The organism is Stenotrophomonas sp. ESTM1D_MKCIP4_1, from assembly GCF_003086895.1.
GTDB lineage: Bacteria > Pseudomonadota > Gammaproteobacteria > Xanthomonadales > Xanthomonadaceae > Stenotrophomonas.
This window is the reverse complement of sequence record NZ_CP026004.1, coordinates 2,553,120-2,568,700: the sequence shown is the minus strand read 5'-3', so window position 1 is coordinate 2,568,700 and position 15,581 is coordinate 2,553,120. Positions and strand designations below refer to the sequence as shown.

Below are 15,581 nucleotides of genomic sequence, written 5' to 3'. Positions count from 1 at the left end.
GCAGGGCGCAGCCCTGCCGCCCCCCCCCCGTTTCATGAAATATGTTTCATCTGCGGCACAGCTTTGTTTTAAACGCCAGCGCCGATACTTGGCGGCCTGCGCTGCCCGCGGTGGGCAGTGGCACTGCTGGAGAGCTGCATGCTCGGCTTGGTCAGGACCGCGCTCAACAAGCCTTACACCTTCGTGGTGATGGCCATTTTCATCTGCATCGTCGGCCCGCTCAGCGCCCTGCGTACGCCCACCGACGTGTTCCCCGACATCGGCATCCCGGTCATCGCCGTGGTCTGGCAGTACACCGGTCTCTCCCCCGATGCCATGTCCGGCCGGGTGATCTCGCCCTACGAGCGTGCCCTCAGCACCACCGTCAACGATATCGAACACATCGAGTCGCAGTCGCTGGCGGGCATGGGCGTGGTCAAGGTGTTCTTCCAGCCCGGCGTGGACATCCGCACCGCCAATGCGCAGATCACGGCCATCTCGCAGACCATCGTCAAGCAGATGCCGGCAGGCATGACCCCGCCGCTGATCCTCAACTACAGCGCCTCCACCGTGCCGGTGCTGCAGATGGCCTTCTCAAGCCCGACCCTGGGCGAATCGCAGATCCGCGACCTGGCGCAGAACACCGTGCGCCCGCCGCTCACGTCGATCCCCGGCCTGGCCATTCCCGCGCCCTATGGCGGCAAGCAGCGGCAGATCACCCTCGACCTGGATCCGCAGGCGTTGGCTGCCAAAGGGCTGTCCGCGCAGGACGTGGGCAACGCGCTGGCGGCGCAGAACCAGATCACTCCGGTGGGCACGGCCAAACTGGGCAGCAACGAATTCACCGTGCTGCTCAACAACAGCCCCAGTGAGATCGAAGCGCTCAATGAGCTGCCGATCCGCACCGTCAATGGCGCGGTGGTCACCATCGGCCAGGTCGCCCACGTGCGTGACGGTTCGCCGCCGCAGACCAACATCGTGCGCGTCAACGGGCGCCATTCGGTGCTGATGGCCGCGCTGAAGAACGGCGATGCGTCCACGCTTACCCTGGTCAGCCGCATCCGCGCCATGCTGCCGCAGATCGGTGAAACCCTGCCGCCTTCGCTGAAGATCTCGCTGCTCGGCGATGCGTCTACCTTCGTGCGTGAATCCATCAGCAGCGTCGCCCGCGAAGGCATCATTGCCGGATTGCTGACCAGTGTGATGATCCTGGTGTTCCTGGGCAGCTGGCGCTCGACGGTGATCATTGCTGCGTCGATTCCGCTGGCGGTGCTGTCGGCCATCGCACTGCTGTCGGCCGCGGGCCAGACCCTCAATGTCATGACCCTTGGTGGCCTGGCGCTGGCGGTGGGCATCCTGGTGGACGATGCCACGGTGACCATCGAGAACGTCAACTGGCACCTGGAGCAGGGCAAGGGCGTGCGCGAGGCCATCCTTGATGGGGCTGCGCAGATCGTCGGCCCGGCGTTCGTGTCGCTGCTGTGCATCTGCATCGTGTTCGTGCCGATGTTCCTGCTGGATGGCATCGCCGGCTATCTGTTCCGGCCGATGGCGCTGGCGGTGATCTTCGCCATGGGCAGCTCGTTCGTGCTGTCGCGCACCCTGGTGCCGACCATGGCGCTGTACCTGCTGCGCCCGCATCGGGTTGAACATGGCATCGGCCACCACCCGGAAGATGCGTTCCTCAATCACCACGAGGGTGACCATCCGCAGCATCGGCGCGCGCGCCTGGCGGCCACGCTGGTGCGCTGGCAGCAGCGCTTTGAAGCGGGTTTCTCGGCCGTGCGTGACCGCTACCACGCGCTGCTCGGCCTTGCTCTGGCCAACCGGAGGCGCTTCCTGATCGGCTTCATGGCCTGTGTGCTGGTGTCTTTTGCGCTGCTGCCGACGCTGGGCCAGGACTTCTTCCCGGCCACCGAGGCCAGCGCGCTGTCGCTGCACGTACGCCTGCCCTTGGGCACGCGCATCGAGGAAACCGCCGCCGCCTTTGATCGCATCGAAGCACGCATCCGACAGGTCGTCCCGCCCAGCGAGATCGATGCCATCGTGGACAACCTCGGCCTGCCGATGACCGGCATCAACATGGCCTACAGCGCCAGCGGCACCATCGGTCCGCAGGACGGCGACATCCAGGTCTCGCTGAAGCCCGGCCATGGTGACGCGGCCGGATACGAGCGGCGCCTGCGCGAAGTGCTGCCTGCGGCATTCCCGGGCACCAGCTTCGCCTTCCTGCCCGCCGATACCAGCAGCCAGATCCTCAACTTCGGTTCGCCCGCACCGATGGACGTGCGTATTGCCGGACCCAACGCCGCCGGCAACCGCGCCTATGCGCAGGAACTGATCCGCCACCTGCGGCACGTACCGGGCCTGGTCGATCTGCGCCTGCAGCAGCCTGATGGCTACCCGACGCTGAAAGTGGACGTCGACCGCCTGCGCGCCAACGGCCTGGGCATCACCGAACGCGATGTCACCAACAGCATGGTGGCGTCGCTGGCCGGCAGCGGCCAGGTTGCCCCGACATTCTGGCTGAGCCCGAAGAACGGCATCTCCTACAGCGTGGTCGCGGCCACCCCGCAGTACCGCATGGACAGCCTGGCCGCGCTTGGCGCACTGCCGGTGACCGGCAGCAGCGGTGTCCCGCAGGTACTGGCTGGCCTGGCCGACATCCAGCGCGGTGCCAGTTCGGCGGTGGTGACCCATTACAACGTGCAACCCACGCTGGACGTGTACGCCGGTGTGCAGGGCCGCGATCTTGGTGCGGTGGCCGCCGATGTGCAGAAGGTCATCGACGGCATGGCCAGCCAGCGTCCGCGCGGCGCCGAGGTCGGCCTGCACGGCCAGATCGACGCACTGCATGTGGCGTTCACCGGCCTCGGTTACGGCCTGCTGGCGGCGATCGTGCTGATCTACCTGCTCATCGTCATCAACTTCCAGTCCTGGACCGATCCCTTCGTCATCATCACCGCGCTGCCGGCGGGCCTGGCGGGCGTGGTCTGGATGCTGTTCCTCACCCATACCTCGTTGTCGGTGCCCGCGTTGACCGGCGCGATTCTGTGCATGGGCGTGGCCACGGCCAATTCCATCCTGGTGGTCAGCTTCTGCCGCGAGCGCCTGGCCGAGCATGGCGATGCCGCCAAAGCTGCACTGGAAGCCGGCTTCACCCGCTTCCGCCCGGTCTGCATGACCGCGCTGGCGATGATCCTGGGCATGCTGCCCACCGCACTGTCCACCGAACAGAACGCCCCGCTGGGGCGCGCGGTCATCGGCGGCCTCCTGCTGGCCACCTGCGCCACCCTGTTGTTCGTGCCGGTGGTGTTCGCCCTGGCCCACTCGCGTAAGCCCCGCACCGCCCCCGCCGGAGAGCCCCTGCATGTCTGATGCTTTGCTGCCGCAGCGTTCGCTGCGCCGCCCCCTCATCCTGGGTGCCGCCATCGCGGTGGCCGTGGTGGCCGCCGGTCTGGCCCTGCGCGCCCAGCAGGCACACGCGGTAGTCGAATGGACCGAACGCCAGGCCGTGCCGGCGGTGCAGGTGGTAACCGCCGGTGCACACGGCGATGCGGGTTCGATGACCCTGCCAGGCCATCTCACCGCATGGACCGAAGCCCCCATCCATGCGCGCGTGGGCGGCTACCTGAAGTCGTGGAGTGCCGATATCGGCCAGACGGTGAAGGCCGGTGAGGTGCTGGCGGTGATCGACAGCCCGGAACTGGACCAGCAGATCGCCCAGGCCCACGCACACCTGCTGCAGGTGCAGGCCGATGCCGCGCTGGCCAAGGTCAGCGCCGAACGCTGGCAGGGCATGCTCGGCAGCCATTCGGTGTCACGCCAGGAAGCGGACGAGAAGCAGGCCAATGCGGTGGCCGCGCAGGCCAGCGTGGAGGCCGCGCAGGCCGACTATGCGCGCCTGCAGGAGCTTGGCCGCTATCGCACCCTGCGTGCCCCCTTTGCGGGCACCGTGACGTCGCGGCAGACCGATGTGGGCCAGCTGATCCGCGCCGACGACAGTGGTCGCGAACTGTTCAACATCGCCGATACCCGCCGCCTGCGCCTGATGGTGCCGGTGCCGCAGGGCAGCGCGGGCAGCATCCAGCCAGGGTTGCAGGCCAGCCTGCAGGTCCCCGGCCAGGCCGGCCGCCACTTCACCGCCACGCTGCAGGGCGATTCCAGTGCGATCGACCGCAGTTCGGGCACGCTGCTGGCACAGTTCGTGGTCGACAATGCCGATGGCGCGCTGCTGCCGGGCAGCTATGCCGAAGTGACCCTGCCGCAGAAGGGCAGCGGCGACGGCGTGAGCGTACCGGCCGACGTACTGATCTTCCGTGCCAAGGGCACCCAGGTGGCGGTGGTCGATGAGAAGGGCATCGTGCACCTGCGCGACATCCACATTGCCAGTGACCTCGGCAGTACGCTGCGCGTGGACCGCGGGCTGAAGGCAGGCGACCGGGTCATTCCCAACCCGCCCGATGCACTGCGCGAAGGCGACCAGGTGCGCGTGGTTGCCGGTGAGCAGGAACCTGCCCATGCGCGCGGCTGATCATCGGCTGGCGGTGGTGCTGGGCACCCTGTTGCTGGGCGGCTGCTCATTGGCGCCGACCTACCAGGTGCCCGCCGTGGCACTGCCGGCCGGCTACGAAGGCAGCACCGCACCTGCTGTGGCCGCACCGATGCCGACGGACTGGTGGCAGGTGTTCCAGGACCCACAGCTGGACCGACTGCAGCAGCAGTTGGCAGCGGCCAGCCCCACCTTGGCGCTGGCTGTGGCCCATTACGATGCCGCGCGTGCGGCGGCCGGCGAAGTGGCGTCGGCGCGTGCGCCACAGGTAGGCTTCAGCGCCGGGCCGATGCGCCAGCGCCAGTCCGACGACAAGCCACTGCGCAGCGCCACCCAGCCTGCGCTGTACGACAGCAACAGCGCCACCTTTTCGCTGTCTTTCGATCTGGACCTGTGGGGACGTTTGCGCAATGCCGCTGCTGCGGCGGGCGCGCGTGCCGACGCCAGTGGCGATGATCTTGCGGCGGCGCGGCTGAGCCTGTCGCAGCAGTTGGCCGGGCTCTACCTGCAGCTGCGGGGTGCCGAAGCCCAGCAGCACATCCTGCGCGACAGCATCGACGACTACCGGCAGGCGCTGGCCCTGACCGAGGATCGCTTCCGTGGCGAGATCGCGTCGGAACTGGACGTGGCCCGCGCCCGCCATCAGCTGGCCAGCGCACAGGCCGATCTGGATGCGCTGGATGCACGCCATGCGCTGCTGCGCCATGCCATCGCCGAACTGGTGGGCGCACCGGCCAGTGGCTTCGTGCTGGCCGAGGGCGGCCTCCCGGCCTTGCCGCAGGTCCCTGCGGATCTGCCCAGCAACCTGCTGCGGCAGCGGCCGGACATCGCGGCGGCCGAGCGACGGGTCTTTGCCGCCAATGCCGGCATCGGTGTGGCCCGCGCCGCCTGGTTCCCGCAGCTGAGCCTGATCGGCCTGCTGGGCGGGCAGACCTCCGGCAGTGCCGCCGTGCTCGACGCGGGCAACCGTTACTGGGCGCTTGGCCCGCTGGCAGCATTGCCCGTGTTCGATGGTGGCCGCCGCAAGGCCGCCAAAGCCCAGGCGTATGCCGAGTTCGACGCCGCCTCCGCGCAGTACCGCGCCACTGTGCTGGCGGCCATCCGCCAGGTGGAGGACCAGCTGACGCTGCTGCGCCAGCTGGACGCCCAGCGTGGCCACGAAGACGATGCGGTGCAGGCCGCGCGTCGTGCCGAGCAGATCGCGCGCGACCGCTATGCGGGCGGTGCGGTGAGTTACCTGGACGTGGTGAGCGCGCAGACCGATGCACGCCAGGCGCAGCTGGGCCTGCAGGACATCCAGAGCCGCCAGCTGCAGGCCAGCGCGGCGCTGATGGCTGCCTTGGGCGGCGGTTGGGTGCACTGACGCCGGATACGGTCTCAATCCGTGAGAGGGCGGGGCGGAACAATCGCCCCATCGCCACCTCAGCAGGGAAGTGCCATGAGCCGTTGGAACCCACACGTCGCCGGTGCCTATGCCCCGGCCTGCATCGGCTGGCTGCTGGCGCTGGCCGGCGGCCTGCGCCTGGAACAGCTGCGTATCGACCCGCTGGCACAGTCGCTGGTGCCGGTGCTGCAATGGGGCGTGACGGTCGTACTGCTGGTCACGTTGGGGTGGATCATCGCCGCCAGCGCAACGCTGTGGCGCAAGGCGCGCCGGCCCCTGTAGAGTCGAGCCAAGCTCGACTGCTTCTGGCTCGACGCTGCCAATGACGAGGGTGTTGATGTTCGCCTGGGATGAAACGGCCTTTATCGAATTGTTCGGCGCTGCATCGTCGGTGAACGCGTCGGAAGGCAGCGAGGTACAGGTGGTGCATGCGCAGGCAGGCATCCGTCTGCTGCTGTCCTTCAGCGTGCTGAGCGGTGATGCACGCGTACAGGTGTTCGCGGCAGGGCAGGGCGAGCCGGTGTTCGACGGCTGCCTCGCATCCAGCCCGGGCGCGCGCGTCGTCCGCAATGCAGGGGCCGAGTTCGTGGAGATCGGAGGTGCCGGAAGCTGGCCGCATGCGCATGGTTACGACATGCAGCAGCCGCTGGATCACGGGTTGCGCGTGTTCGTTTCACCCGCGCTGATGGTCAAGACGTTCGGTACGTAGAGTCGAGCTTGCTCGACTGTTGCTGTTGCCTTTGTAGAGTCGAGCCATGCTCGACTCTACGCCGCCGCCATCCGGGCTCAACGAAGCACAGGCTCCGCATCCACCAGCTGCACATCATGCATCTGGTCCAGATACGCCTCGTAGTAGCCCTTGTGCGAGGCCCCCACGATGGCCAGCATCCGCGTGCCCGGATACTGGCCCAGCACGTCGCGGATGTTGGCGACCATGCGCAGGTTGCGGGTTTCCCAGTAGCCCAGGTAGTTGCGGCCGAAGCCCTCCGGCGATGGTTCGACGAACGCGGCACCGAAGTCGTTGTCATACACCAGCTTGACCATGGCAGGATCGTTGTCGTTGCGGTAGATCGCCATCAACCCATCGGGCTTGTCGACATTGGCGTACAAGCGCTCATAGGTGCCATGGCGGATCTTTCCGGCATCGTTGTCCCACGCGCTGCGGATCGCCTTTCCGGCGGCCTCCTGCTGTGCTGCAGGGGTGGGCGCATCGGCGGTGTGGTCATCCACCGACCACAGCCGCTCCAGGCCCAGGCGGGCCGCCAGCACGGCGGCGACCAGGGCGGTTTCGTCCTTGCGCACGCGGCGTGCTTCCAGGAACTGCACGAGTTCAGGGCTCAGGCTGTCGCCTGCGCGACGCTCGGCCGGTGAAAGCCGCAGCCACTGCACCAGGGCCGAGCCACGCTCGCCGGCGGCCAGGCACACCGCGGCCAAGCGGCGGCGCTGTGCCGGTGTCGGGTCCTTCGGCCACGCAGCGAGCAGGCGCTCCATTTCGGCATTGGCGTCCGGCACATCCAGGCCGGTGGCCGCCTTCGCTGGGGCCAGATCAGGGCAGTAGTCCGCGGTGCTTTCCGCATAGCGGCTGGGGTAGCGGCGCATGTAATCACATTGCAGGCCCGGCACGTTTTCCACCGCGATCGCGGTCGGTGCCCAGGCCTGCAGGCGCGTCAGCAGCGGTTCCAGCTGCTCGGGCCGGAACGTATCCGGCAGGCCTGAAAGATGCGGGCTGCCCAGCACCAGCACTTCATTCACGCGTCCGGCAGGGGGCCCTTTGAGCTGGTCGGGGTGGAAGGCGGGGCGGTACGGCGCATCCGCCGCACCGGCTGTGGTGCTGCACACCGCCAGCAACAGAACACACGCGCTTCGCTTGAACATGGCTTCTCCCTGCAATGGTTGGCTCCCTGACCCGGCCATGGTGCGCGCGGCTGCGCGTGAGGGGATGCGCCGTTGGTCATTGCAACCTTTTCGGTGCAGCGTGCATCGCTGTAACGGCAGGGATCATCCACAATGGCCGTTGCACCCCGGAACAGACAACGACATGGACGCTGCGTTGCCCATCGTGACCACTGCTGCAGTGCTTGGAGCGATCATCGGCTTCGTCGGGCCGCTGGGCTGGCGTTGGCACGTGCTGCGCCTGTCGCCGGCGTTGTTGCTGCCGGTCGCACTGCACATCCTGCAGACCTCGTCGTGGATCCTGGGGGGCGGCGGTGGCTGGGTGACCGCGGCGCTGCTGGTCTGGGTGGGCAGCCTCGGCTACCTGCCGGCGGTACTGGCCATTGCCGTGCTGCGCTGGATCCTGTGGCGGCAACGCTGACCGGGGCCCAGCGCCGGCAGGGTGCCGCCCTGGCCAAATGGGCCTAAAGGCTGCGGCGGGCCTGCCGATAACCGGAATGGATCCCGCTCCTGTTCCTCGCGGCTGGACTCTAGGCTGCCCCCGACGGGCGGCCCGCGCTGTGTGTACCGCAGTCCGCAGTCCAGAGCTTTACGCGCACCACCAACAAGGACGCTACCCCCGCGCGTCTGCAAGTCCAGGCAATTGATGGCCCCGCCGGGCATCCGCCCGCCGGATTGCATTTTATTGGACTCCGAGGACCCCATGATGCTGATGCCAGGCTTCACGGCAGGTGAGCAGACACCGGCCGACTCCCATTCCCGCTATTCGCCCTGGCGCGCGCTGCTGGGCGCGCTGGGTTCCCAGCGCAGCGCCACTGCACAGTCGGAACAGGACCGTCGCCAGGACGAGCTGGCCGCGCAGGTGGCCGCGTTGCACCGCGTGCAGGCGGTCATCGAGTTCGGCCTGGATGGCACCATCCTGCAGGCCAACGAGAACTTCCTGCAGGCCGTGGGCTACCGTCTGGATGAGATCCAGGGCCAGCACCACGCCCTGTTCGTCGACCCGGAGCACAGCCGCAGCGCCGAGTACCGCGAGTTCTGGGCGCGGCTGGCGCGTGGCGAGTTCGACGCCGGGCAGTACCGGCGCTTCGGCAAAGGAGGACGGGAGATCTGGATCCAGGCCTCGTACAACCCCGTCCTGGATCGCCAGGGGCGGCCCTACAAGGTCGTGAAGTTCGCCACCGACATCACCGCGCAGAAGCTGCAGGCCGCCGATTCAGCGGGGCAGCTGGCCGCCATCGACAAGTCGCAGGCCGTGATCGAGTTCGGCCTCGATGGCCGCATCCTGTCGGCCAACGCCAACTTCCTGGCCGCCACCGGCTACACCCTGGAGGAAGTGCGCGGACAGCATCACGCCTTGTTTGTCGAACCCGAGTATCGCCAGAGCGCCGAGTACCGCCAGTTCTGGGAAAAGCTTGGCCGCGGGGAGTATGACGCGGGGCAGTACCGGCGCCTGGGCAAGGGCGGTCGTGAGGTATGGATCCAAGCCTCGTACAACCCGATCCTGGACATGAACGGCCGTCCGTTCAAGGTGGTGAAGTATGCGACCGACATCACCGCCCAGGTACACGAAAACCAGGCCACCCAGCGTGCCGTGGCGCAGACCCGTGAAGTGGTGGCGGCCGCAAAGCAGGGCGACCTGACTCACCACGTGGACATGACCGACAAGCGCGGCCCGGTCGCCGAGCTGTGCGAGGGCGTCAACGCGCTGGTCGAAGCGATGGCCGGCATCCTCGGCCAGATCAAGTTCGCCGCCGATACCATTGCCGTGGGCGCCAGCGAAATCGCGCAGGGCAACAGCGATCTGTCCCAGCGTACGGAGCAGCAGGCCGCGTCGCTGGAAGAAACGGCAGTGTCCATGAAGGGCCTGGCCGACACCGTACAGCGCACCGCCACCCATGCGCGGCAGGCCAGCGAACTGGCCGGCGGCACCGCCGATGTGGCAGCGCGTGGCGGCGCGGTGGTTCATGAGGTGGTCGCCACCATGGCGGTGATCAACGCCTCCTCGCGCCGCATCGTGGACATCATCGGGGTGATCGACGGCATTGCCTTCCAGACCAACATCCTGGCGCTCAATGCGGCAGTGGAAGCGGCGCGGGCCGGCCAGCATGGTCGTGGGTTTGCCGTGGTCGCGACCGAGATCCGTGAGCTGTCACAGCGGTCGGCCAGTGCCGCCAAGGAGATCAAACAGCTCATCGACGCATCGGTGGCGAACGTCGGCGCCGGAACCGCGCAGGTGGAAAGTGCCGGGCGCACCATGGATGAAATCGTGCGTGACGTGCGCCGGGTGAGCGACCTGATGACCCAGATCAGCGCGGCGGCACAACATCAGAGCGACGACATCCAGCAGATGAACCAGGCCATCGACCTGATCGACCAGGGTACCCAGCAGAACGCAGCACTGGTGGAGGAAGCCTCGGCGGCGGCGCGCAGCATGGAAGAGCAGTCCGGGCAGCTGCTGCAGACGGTGGCCGGGTTCCGGGTGGACGTGGGGCAGGGCAGTGCGACTGCACACCGGTCGCCGATGTTGCGGGTGGTACCGTAGCGGCCGCCGCGCGTGCAAAGGCCAGGTGCATGACCTGGCCTTTGCTGCCCGGTGCTGCCTGTGGCGTCCGCGGACCCGGTATGGGTGGACTCAGCTCAATGCGTCACATTGGGTGGCCCGGGCTTCCTTGTAGGCCGTCATGACCCAGCCGCTGGCGGTCCGCTGGAACGTGCCTGAGCGCTGCATGCCACCTCCGCAGGAGCTCATGCTGACGACGGAGCCAACCGGCATTCCGCTGAACTCATGACCAGGCGAGCCCGTGCATCCCACATAGCTGCACCCACCAATGGAGTTCGTGTGGGTGTCAAGCAGACTGCCTTTCCCGCAGCGCTCGACGTGGGTCTCGACGTGAATGACTTCGGCTTCTGCATCGGCAAGTTCCCGACGCGGCGGGGTGGAAATTACGGCCGTGGCGCGGTGTGCGTCGAAGAACCTGTTGAGACTCGCGGTGGTCTCCTTGAACCCGGCGTCTCCGCGACGGAGGATCGTGCTGGTTTCGGTGGTTGTGCACGGGCTGCGTGAAGGTGCGGCATAGGCGTCCGATGCTTCGGACATCCCGGCACCCAGGACCAGCAGCGACAGCACGACAACAGACGGTGACAGCTTCATGCTTTTCTCCTGTTCTGTAGCGATCTCGACCACTTCATGTGGTCGTCGCCAGCCTACGTCGGTCCTGCGGGCACGCGATTTTCGGGAGTGAATTGAACGGAACCTGCGCATGGTGCGTCAGTCTGTGGCGCATTCCGGCTGCCAGTGCGCCGGAGGTCCCGCCAAAGGCGACATGGGTGCACCGGCACGTTGGACGTCCAGCGCATGATCGGCGCGCCAATGGATGGCGGGACAGGACCACGCATGGCACGGCCGGCGTGGTGGAACCGGGCGCCCTGCGGCCTTGCTACCATGGACCGAACGCCAGGGGAGAGGCGCCATGGACAAGTTGGTCAGCATCCAGTGGTTGAGGGGATTGGCGGCGATAGGGGTCGTCTGGTTTCACGCGATGTTCCTCATCACCAACAACGGGCTGCATTCGTACCAGACGGAATACGGAGATATTCGGCAGATAGGCTCCATTGGCGTCGATGTGTTCTTCGTCATCAGTGGGTTCATCGTTTCGATCTCTGCGGCGAACGCTGTGTCGGTGAAGGCGTTTGTCCAGAACCGCCTGCTGCGGGTCTGGCCCCTGTATGCCTTGGCCACACTCCTCTTTGTGCTGGTCAGCCCCGGTCCGGTGGGCCTGGGGGACCTGCTCATGTCGCTGGCGCTGATGCAGCCCGTTGGCCCCGCGTCAATGTCGCCAACGCTACCGCCGGGGTGGACGCTGTTGTTCGAGGCGACCTTCTATGCCGTGGTCACTGCAGCGCTGTTATGGCGCTCCCGCAGGAGCCTGGCTGAAAGGATCACGCTGATCGTTGCAGGTCTCGTCATCCTCGGGTCTGCCTATGGCTTTGCCCGGCCGTTCAACGTTCTATCCCTGAACATCATTGGGAATCCGATCACCTTGGAGTTCGTGCTCGGGGTGGTGATCGGGCGGTTCTGGACCCGTGGCTATCGTCTTCCTTCCTGGGGCGCCAGCGCACTCTTTGCCGCAGGTGCGTTCTTCATTCTCCGCGATGCAATGCACGGAATGAGTGGTGAGTGGCTGTCCGGCAACACGCTCGATGGCACCATCAGCTGGGAGCGCCTCAGAACGTGGGGTGTCTATTCGGCCCTCATCGTTGCCTCAGCGACTCTCAGGGAGCCCGTGCCAGAAGGAAGAGGGCGCTTCCTCGCAGTGCTGGGCGATGCTTCGTACTCGATCTACCTGTTTCACATGCATGTCCAGGACTGGCTGCTCCACCGGTTGGATCTGTTCGGCGCCATGGCCGCGGACGGGATCATTCTCTGCGCCACTCTGGTATCGGTTGTTGTGGGCGTCATTGCTCATTACGTGCTGGAGCGCCCCATCCTCACCGCAGTGAAGGCTTGGCGATCCCGGCAACCGGTGCCAACGGTTCGGCCAGAGGAGCATCGCATCCCCTGAGTTGTCCGGTCGGATGGCGAGCTGCGGCAGGCGAGCCTGAACCGCGCTGTCGATCAGGCGCGCCACGTGAAAGATCGCTGACAGCGTGGCCAGAGCGCTGAGGATGATCGAAGGGGGTAATGAAAAACAGGCTGGAGTCGGTGAACTCACGACTCCATTACGCCATTTCTGTAGAAGCGCTTGCGCCGCAAGGCTTCATGGTGCCGGTGAAAGGACTCGAACCTTCATGGGGTTACCCCCGGCTGATTTTGAGTCAGCTGCGTATACCATTCCGCCACACCGGCAGCAGCGGGCTAGTGTAACCGAGGGCGCTGACCGTTCATAGGGGCGCCGGCGAATCGGGCCAGAAGCCCGCCGTTTTGTCGGTTATGGCCAGGTGATGGCTATACTGGACCGGCTTAACTGGTGCAGGAGCGGGGTCCATGACAGCGTTGCAGGACGTGCGGGTGCTGGTGGTCGAGAACGACGAGATGAGCGCGGCTCTGCTGCAGATGCAGCTGGTGCAGGCTGGCTCCGTGGTCGTCGGGATGGCTGCGACGGTCGCCGAGTCGCTGCGCCTGCTGCAGGAAACTTCGCCGGATGTAGCGCTGTTGGATTACCGCCTTGCCGGCAACGAGACCAGTGAGCCCGTCGCTGCGGCGCTGACGGCGCGTGGGGTCCCCTTCGTGCTGGCCACCGGCATGACCGCCGAACAACTGCCGGCATCGATGCGTGCCGGCGTACTGCTGGTCAAGCCCTATCTGTCGGCGGATCTGTCGCGGGCGCTGGTGCGCGCGGTCGGCCGCTCCAGCGCGCAGGTCTGACGGCAGGAACCCGGCTCAGGCCGCCTCTTCATAGACGTAGCGCAGGTCCTCGCGGTCATCGAGGATGGCGTACTGCGTGGCCAGCTGGTCCGGATCGGGGTTGAGCCAGGCATCGAGATGTTCCGGGCGGATCGGCACCACACCACGGTCATGGCCGGCAGCCGCCACGTCGGCCGGCGGTGCGTCGGTGATGGCAGCGAAGGACAACAAGCGGCCTTCCGGGCCTTCCCATTCGGCCCACAGGCAGGCCAGCAGCAGATCGCGAGGTGGATCGGGGCGGAACTCCAGTACGACGTCCTGTTCTTTTTCATCGGCATCCAGGCTGCGGCCGGCGATGGCGTGGCGCGGCACGTGCTCGTAGAACGCACTGACCACCACCACGCCGTGGCGCAGGCCGAAGGCACCGCGCCAGTAGCCTTCCAGGCTGTCCCGGCGCGCGTTGTACGTCCCCGGATACAGCACGTCATTGCGCGCGGGCTTGTCCGGCAGGCGGCACTGGTAGCGCATCGGCTTGATTACCCGCTGCCCGTTCTCGCTGACCATCACCGGCGCATAGGTGCCGGGGAAGATACGGTTGTCGCGTGGCAGCAGCTGCGCCCGGTGCAGGTCATCCAGGCGTGACTGCGCGCGTTCGATGCGGTTGCTGGCCACGCGCAGGTCGTTGCGCGCTTTCTGTGTCGGTCGTGTGGCCAGGGTGGCGTTGGCGATGTCGCGTCGTTCGCTCTGCTTCAACAGCTCGGCCTGCAGCGCCTGCTGCTCCTCCGCATGCCACTGCTGGATCTTCGCCACGATGTCGCGCCCCTGTTCGGTGCGGGCACCGGCGAATCCATCGTCCATCGCCTTGGGGGTCTTCGGCCGCTTCTTGCCGGGATCATGCGCGTACAGCTCGGCGAATTCTTCCAGCGACAGCACGGCACCGAATTCACGGACCAGCTTGGCGTAGTCGGCGCGGATGAGGGCGGAGTAGCACATGGGCATTCTGTGAGCGAAGGTCGCAGCGGCTGCGACCTGACTACGGCAGGATAGCGCGACATCTGGGAGATGACGCATGAATGATTCGACGACCTGCCTGTTCCGCGATGGCGTACCCACCGTGGAGGAGTACTGCGAGCTGAGGCTGCTGGCCGGGCTCAGTGCCAAGACGGCAGAGGCTGCCAGCCGCGCACTGCCCAATACCCTGTTCGGGGTCTGTGCCTACGAGGGCCGCGAGCTGGTGGCGATGGGGCGCATCGTGGGGGATGGCGGTTGCCACCTGCAGGTCTGCGACATTGCGGTGGTGCCCAGGCTGCAGGGGCAGGGTCTGGGTAAAGAGGTGATGCGGCGCCTGGATGCGTGGATGCAGGCACATCTGCCGCCGTCTGCGTATGTCAGCCTGCTCGCCGATGGTGAGGCGCATCGTCTGTATGCGCAGTTCGGGTTCGCGCCCACCGCACCCGCATCGATCGGCATGTACCGCCGGTTCTGAATGGCATGCCTGGTTTGCAGGCAAAGAAAAACCCCGGCCGAGGCCGGGGTTTTAAAGAATTGGCGTCCCCACGGGGATTCGAACCCCGGTCGCCACCGTGAAAGGGTGATGTCCTAGGCCTCTAGACGATGGGGACGCACGAAAACTTCAAGTTGTAGAACTTCGACGGCCTAATGTCGAAGTGGTGGAGCCAAGCGGGATCGAACCGCTGACCTCCTGCATGCCATGCAGGCGCTCTCCCAGCTGAGCTATGGCCCCATGAAACCCCGGATGATCCTGCCGGGAGCAGGGTCCGTTTTGAAACTGGCGTCCCCACGGGGATTCGAACCCCGGTCGCCACCGTGAAAGGGTGATGTCCTAGGCCTCTAGACGATGGGGACGCACGAAAAACTTCAAGTTGTAAAACCTCCGACGGCCTAATGTCGAAAGTGGTGGAGCCAAGCGGGATCGAACCGCTGACCTCCTGCATGCCATGCAGGCGCTCTCCCAGCTGAGCTATGGCCCCGTGTAACTGAGCCGCCTATCTTACCAACGTATTCACCTTTGTGGAAGCTTTTTTTTCGCTTTCTTCGTTGTGAACCACCAGCGCCACAAGGGCAGGGGGAACAGCAACGCCACAACCTGAACGCCGGTAGGCGGTGAACAAAAAAGACCCGGTTATCGGCCGGGTCCTCGTTGTTCGTGATGAGTTGGCGTCCCCACGGGGATTCGAACCCCGGTCGCCACCGTGAAAGGGTGATGTCCTAGGCCTCTAGACGATGGGGACGCAGATCTCATCAATGTTCTTTAGCGACCTTTCGACGGCCTAATGCCGAAAGATTGGTGGAGCCAAGCGGGATCGAACCGCTGACCTCCTGCATGCCATGCAGGCGCTCTCCCAGCTGAGCTATGGCCCCACGTCGCTGAGGAGCGAAATAATAGCTGTGCCCCCGGGGGTTGG

13 protein-coding genes and 7 tRNA genes are annotated in these 15,581 nt (G+C 66.2%); 10 read left to right on the top strand and 10 right to left on the bottom strand.

Annotated features, from left to right (window positions below):
* Nucleotides 1-138 precede the first annotated feature (138 nt).
* From C1924_RS11780 to C1924_RS11760, 5 genes are all read left to right on the top strand, one after another.
* Nucleotides 139-3,357 (top strand): efflux RND transporter permease subunit, encoded by a 3,219-nt coding sequence (locus tag C1924_RS11780; RefSeq protein WP_108765466.1) that lies wholly within the window; start codon nt 139-141, stop codon nt 3,355-3,357.
* Nucleotides 3,350-4,513 (top strand): efflux RND transporter periplasmic adaptor subunit, encoded by a 1,164-nt coding sequence (locus C1924_RS11775; RefSeq protein WP_108765465.1) that lies wholly within the window; start codon nt 3,350-3,352, stop codon nt 4,511-4,513. The genes C1924_RS11780 and C1924_RS11775 overlap by 8 nt, the downstream gene beginning before the upstream one ends.
* A complete protein-coding gene (locus C1924_RS11770; protein WP_108765464.1) occupies nt 4,500-5,894 on the top strand; it encodes an efflux transporter outer membrane subunit in 1,395 nt (464 codons plus the stop codon). Before C1924_RS11775 ends, C1924_RS11770 begins: the two co-directional genes overlap by 14 nt.
* A 75-nt stretch (nt 5,895-5,969) precedes the next feature.
* Nucleotides 5,970-6,197 carry a hypothetical protein gene (locus C1924_RS11765; RefSeq protein WP_108765463.1) on the top strand — a complete coding sequence of 76 codons (228 nt, stop codon included), beginning with the start codon at nt 5,970-5,972 and terminating at the stop codon, nt 6,195-6,197.
* Between the two features lie 55 nt (nt 6,198-6,252).
* Entirely contained in the window at nt 6,253-6,624 is a 372-nt protein-coding gene (locus C1924_RS11760; protein WP_108765462.1) for a hypothetical protein, read from the top strand.
* A 77-nt stretch (nt 6,625-6,701) separates the two neighbouring features.
* Here the strand turns inward: C1924_RS11760 and C1924_RS11755 are convergent, their stop codons facing one another.
* A complete protein-coding gene (locus C1924_RS11755) occupies nt 6,702-7,790 on the bottom strand; it encodes a DUF5694 domain-containing protein (RefSeq protein WP_108765461.1) in 1,089 nt (362 codons plus the stop codon).
* A 163-nt stretch (nt 7,791-7,953) separates the two neighbouring features.
* Here C1924_RS11755 and C1924_RS11750 point away from each other — a divergent pair, with 163 nt between their 5' ends.
* Both C1924_RS11750 and C1924_RS11745 read left to right on the top strand, forming a co-directional pair.
* Nucleotides 7,954-8,229: a hypothetical protein gene (locus tag C1924_RS11750; RefSeq protein ID WP_108765460.1), complete on the top strand. Its 276-nt coding sequence runs from the start codon at nt 7,954-7,956 to the stop codon at nt 8,227-8,229.
* Between the two features lie 285 nt (nt 8,230-8,514).
* A complete protein-coding gene (locus C1924_RS11745; RefSeq protein WP_108767046.1) occupies nt 8,515-10,353 on the top strand; it encodes a methyl-accepting chemotaxis protein in 1,839 nt (612 codons plus the stop codon).
* 90 nt (nt 10,354-10,443) lie between these two features.
* On the opposite strand, the gene C1924_RS11740 is transcribed toward C1924_RS11745, so the two are convergent.
* Nucleotides 10,444-10,962, bottom strand: coding sequence for a hypothetical protein (locus tag C1924_RS11740; RefSeq protein ID WP_159094794.1), 519 nt, complete (start codon nt 10,960-10,962; stop codon nt 10,444-10,446).
* A gap of 319 nt (nt 10,963-11,281) precedes the next feature.
* Between C1924_RS11740 and C1924_RS11735 the strand changes: the two genes are divergently transcribed.
* The gene (locus tag C1924_RS11735; RefSeq protein WP_159094793.1) at nt 11,282-12,373 is read left to right on the top strand and encodes an acyltransferase; all 1,092 of its coding nucleotides are present in this window, start codon (nt 11,282-11,284) and stop codon (nt 12,371-12,373) included.
* 198 nt (nt 12,374-12,571) lie between these two features.
* Here C1924_RS11735 and C1924_RS11730 read toward each other — a convergent pair.
* Nucleotides 12,572-12,657: transfer RNA gene (locus C1924_RS11730), tRNA-Leu, on the bottom strand.
* Nucleotides 12,658-12,795: 138 nt separating this feature from the next.
* On the opposite strand from C1924_RS11730, the gene C1924_RS11725 reads away from it, so the two are divergent.
* Nucleotides 12,796-13,176 (top strand): response regulator, encoded by a 381-nt coding sequence (locus C1924_RS11725; RefSeq protein ID WP_108765457.1) that lies wholly within the window; start codon nt 12,796-12,798, stop codon nt 13,174-13,176.
* 15 nt (nt 13,177-13,191) lie between these two features.
* Here the strand turns inward: C1924_RS11725 and C1924_RS11720 are convergent, their stop codons facing one another.
* Entirely contained in the window at nt 13,192-14,148 is a 957-nt protein-coding gene (locus tag C1924_RS11720) for an SOS response-associated peptidase family protein (RefSeq protein WP_108765456.1), read from the bottom strand.
* Between the two features lie 76 nt (nt 14,149-14,224).
* Between C1924_RS11720 and C1924_RS11715 the strand changes: the two genes are divergently transcribed.
* Nucleotides 14,225-14,641: a GNAT family N-acetyltransferase gene (locus C1924_RS11715; RefSeq protein ID WP_108765455.1), complete on the top strand. Its 417-nt coding sequence runs from the start codon at nt 14,225-14,227 to the stop codon at nt 14,639-14,641.
* Between the two features lie 60 nt (nt 14,642-14,701).
* Here C1924_RS11715 and C1924_RS11710 read toward each other — a convergent pair.
* The 6 genes from C1924_RS11710 to C1924_RS11685 form a co-directional block, all read right to left on the bottom strand.
* Nucleotides 14,702-14,777, bottom strand: a tRNA-Glu gene (locus C1924_RS11710).
* Between the two features lie 46 nt (nt 14,778-14,823).
* Nucleotides 14,824-14,899, bottom strand: a tRNA-Ala gene (locus tag C1924_RS11705).
* A gap of 46 nt (nt 14,900-14,945) precedes the next feature.
* Nucleotides 14,946-15,021 (bottom strand) — tRNA-Glu (locus tag C1924_RS11700).
* 49 nt (nt 15,022-15,070) lie between these two features.
* Nucleotides 15,071-15,146 (bottom strand) — tRNA-Ala (locus tag C1924_RS11695).
* Nucleotides 15,147-15,331: 185 nt separating this feature from the next.
* Nucleotides 15,332-15,407 (bottom strand) — tRNA-Glu (locus C1924_RS11690).
* A 54-nt stretch (nt 15,408-15,461) separates the two neighbouring features.
* Nucleotides 15,462-15,537: transfer RNA gene (locus C1924_RS11685), tRNA-Ala, on the bottom strand.
* Nucleotides 15,538-15,581: the final 44 nt, after the last annotated feature.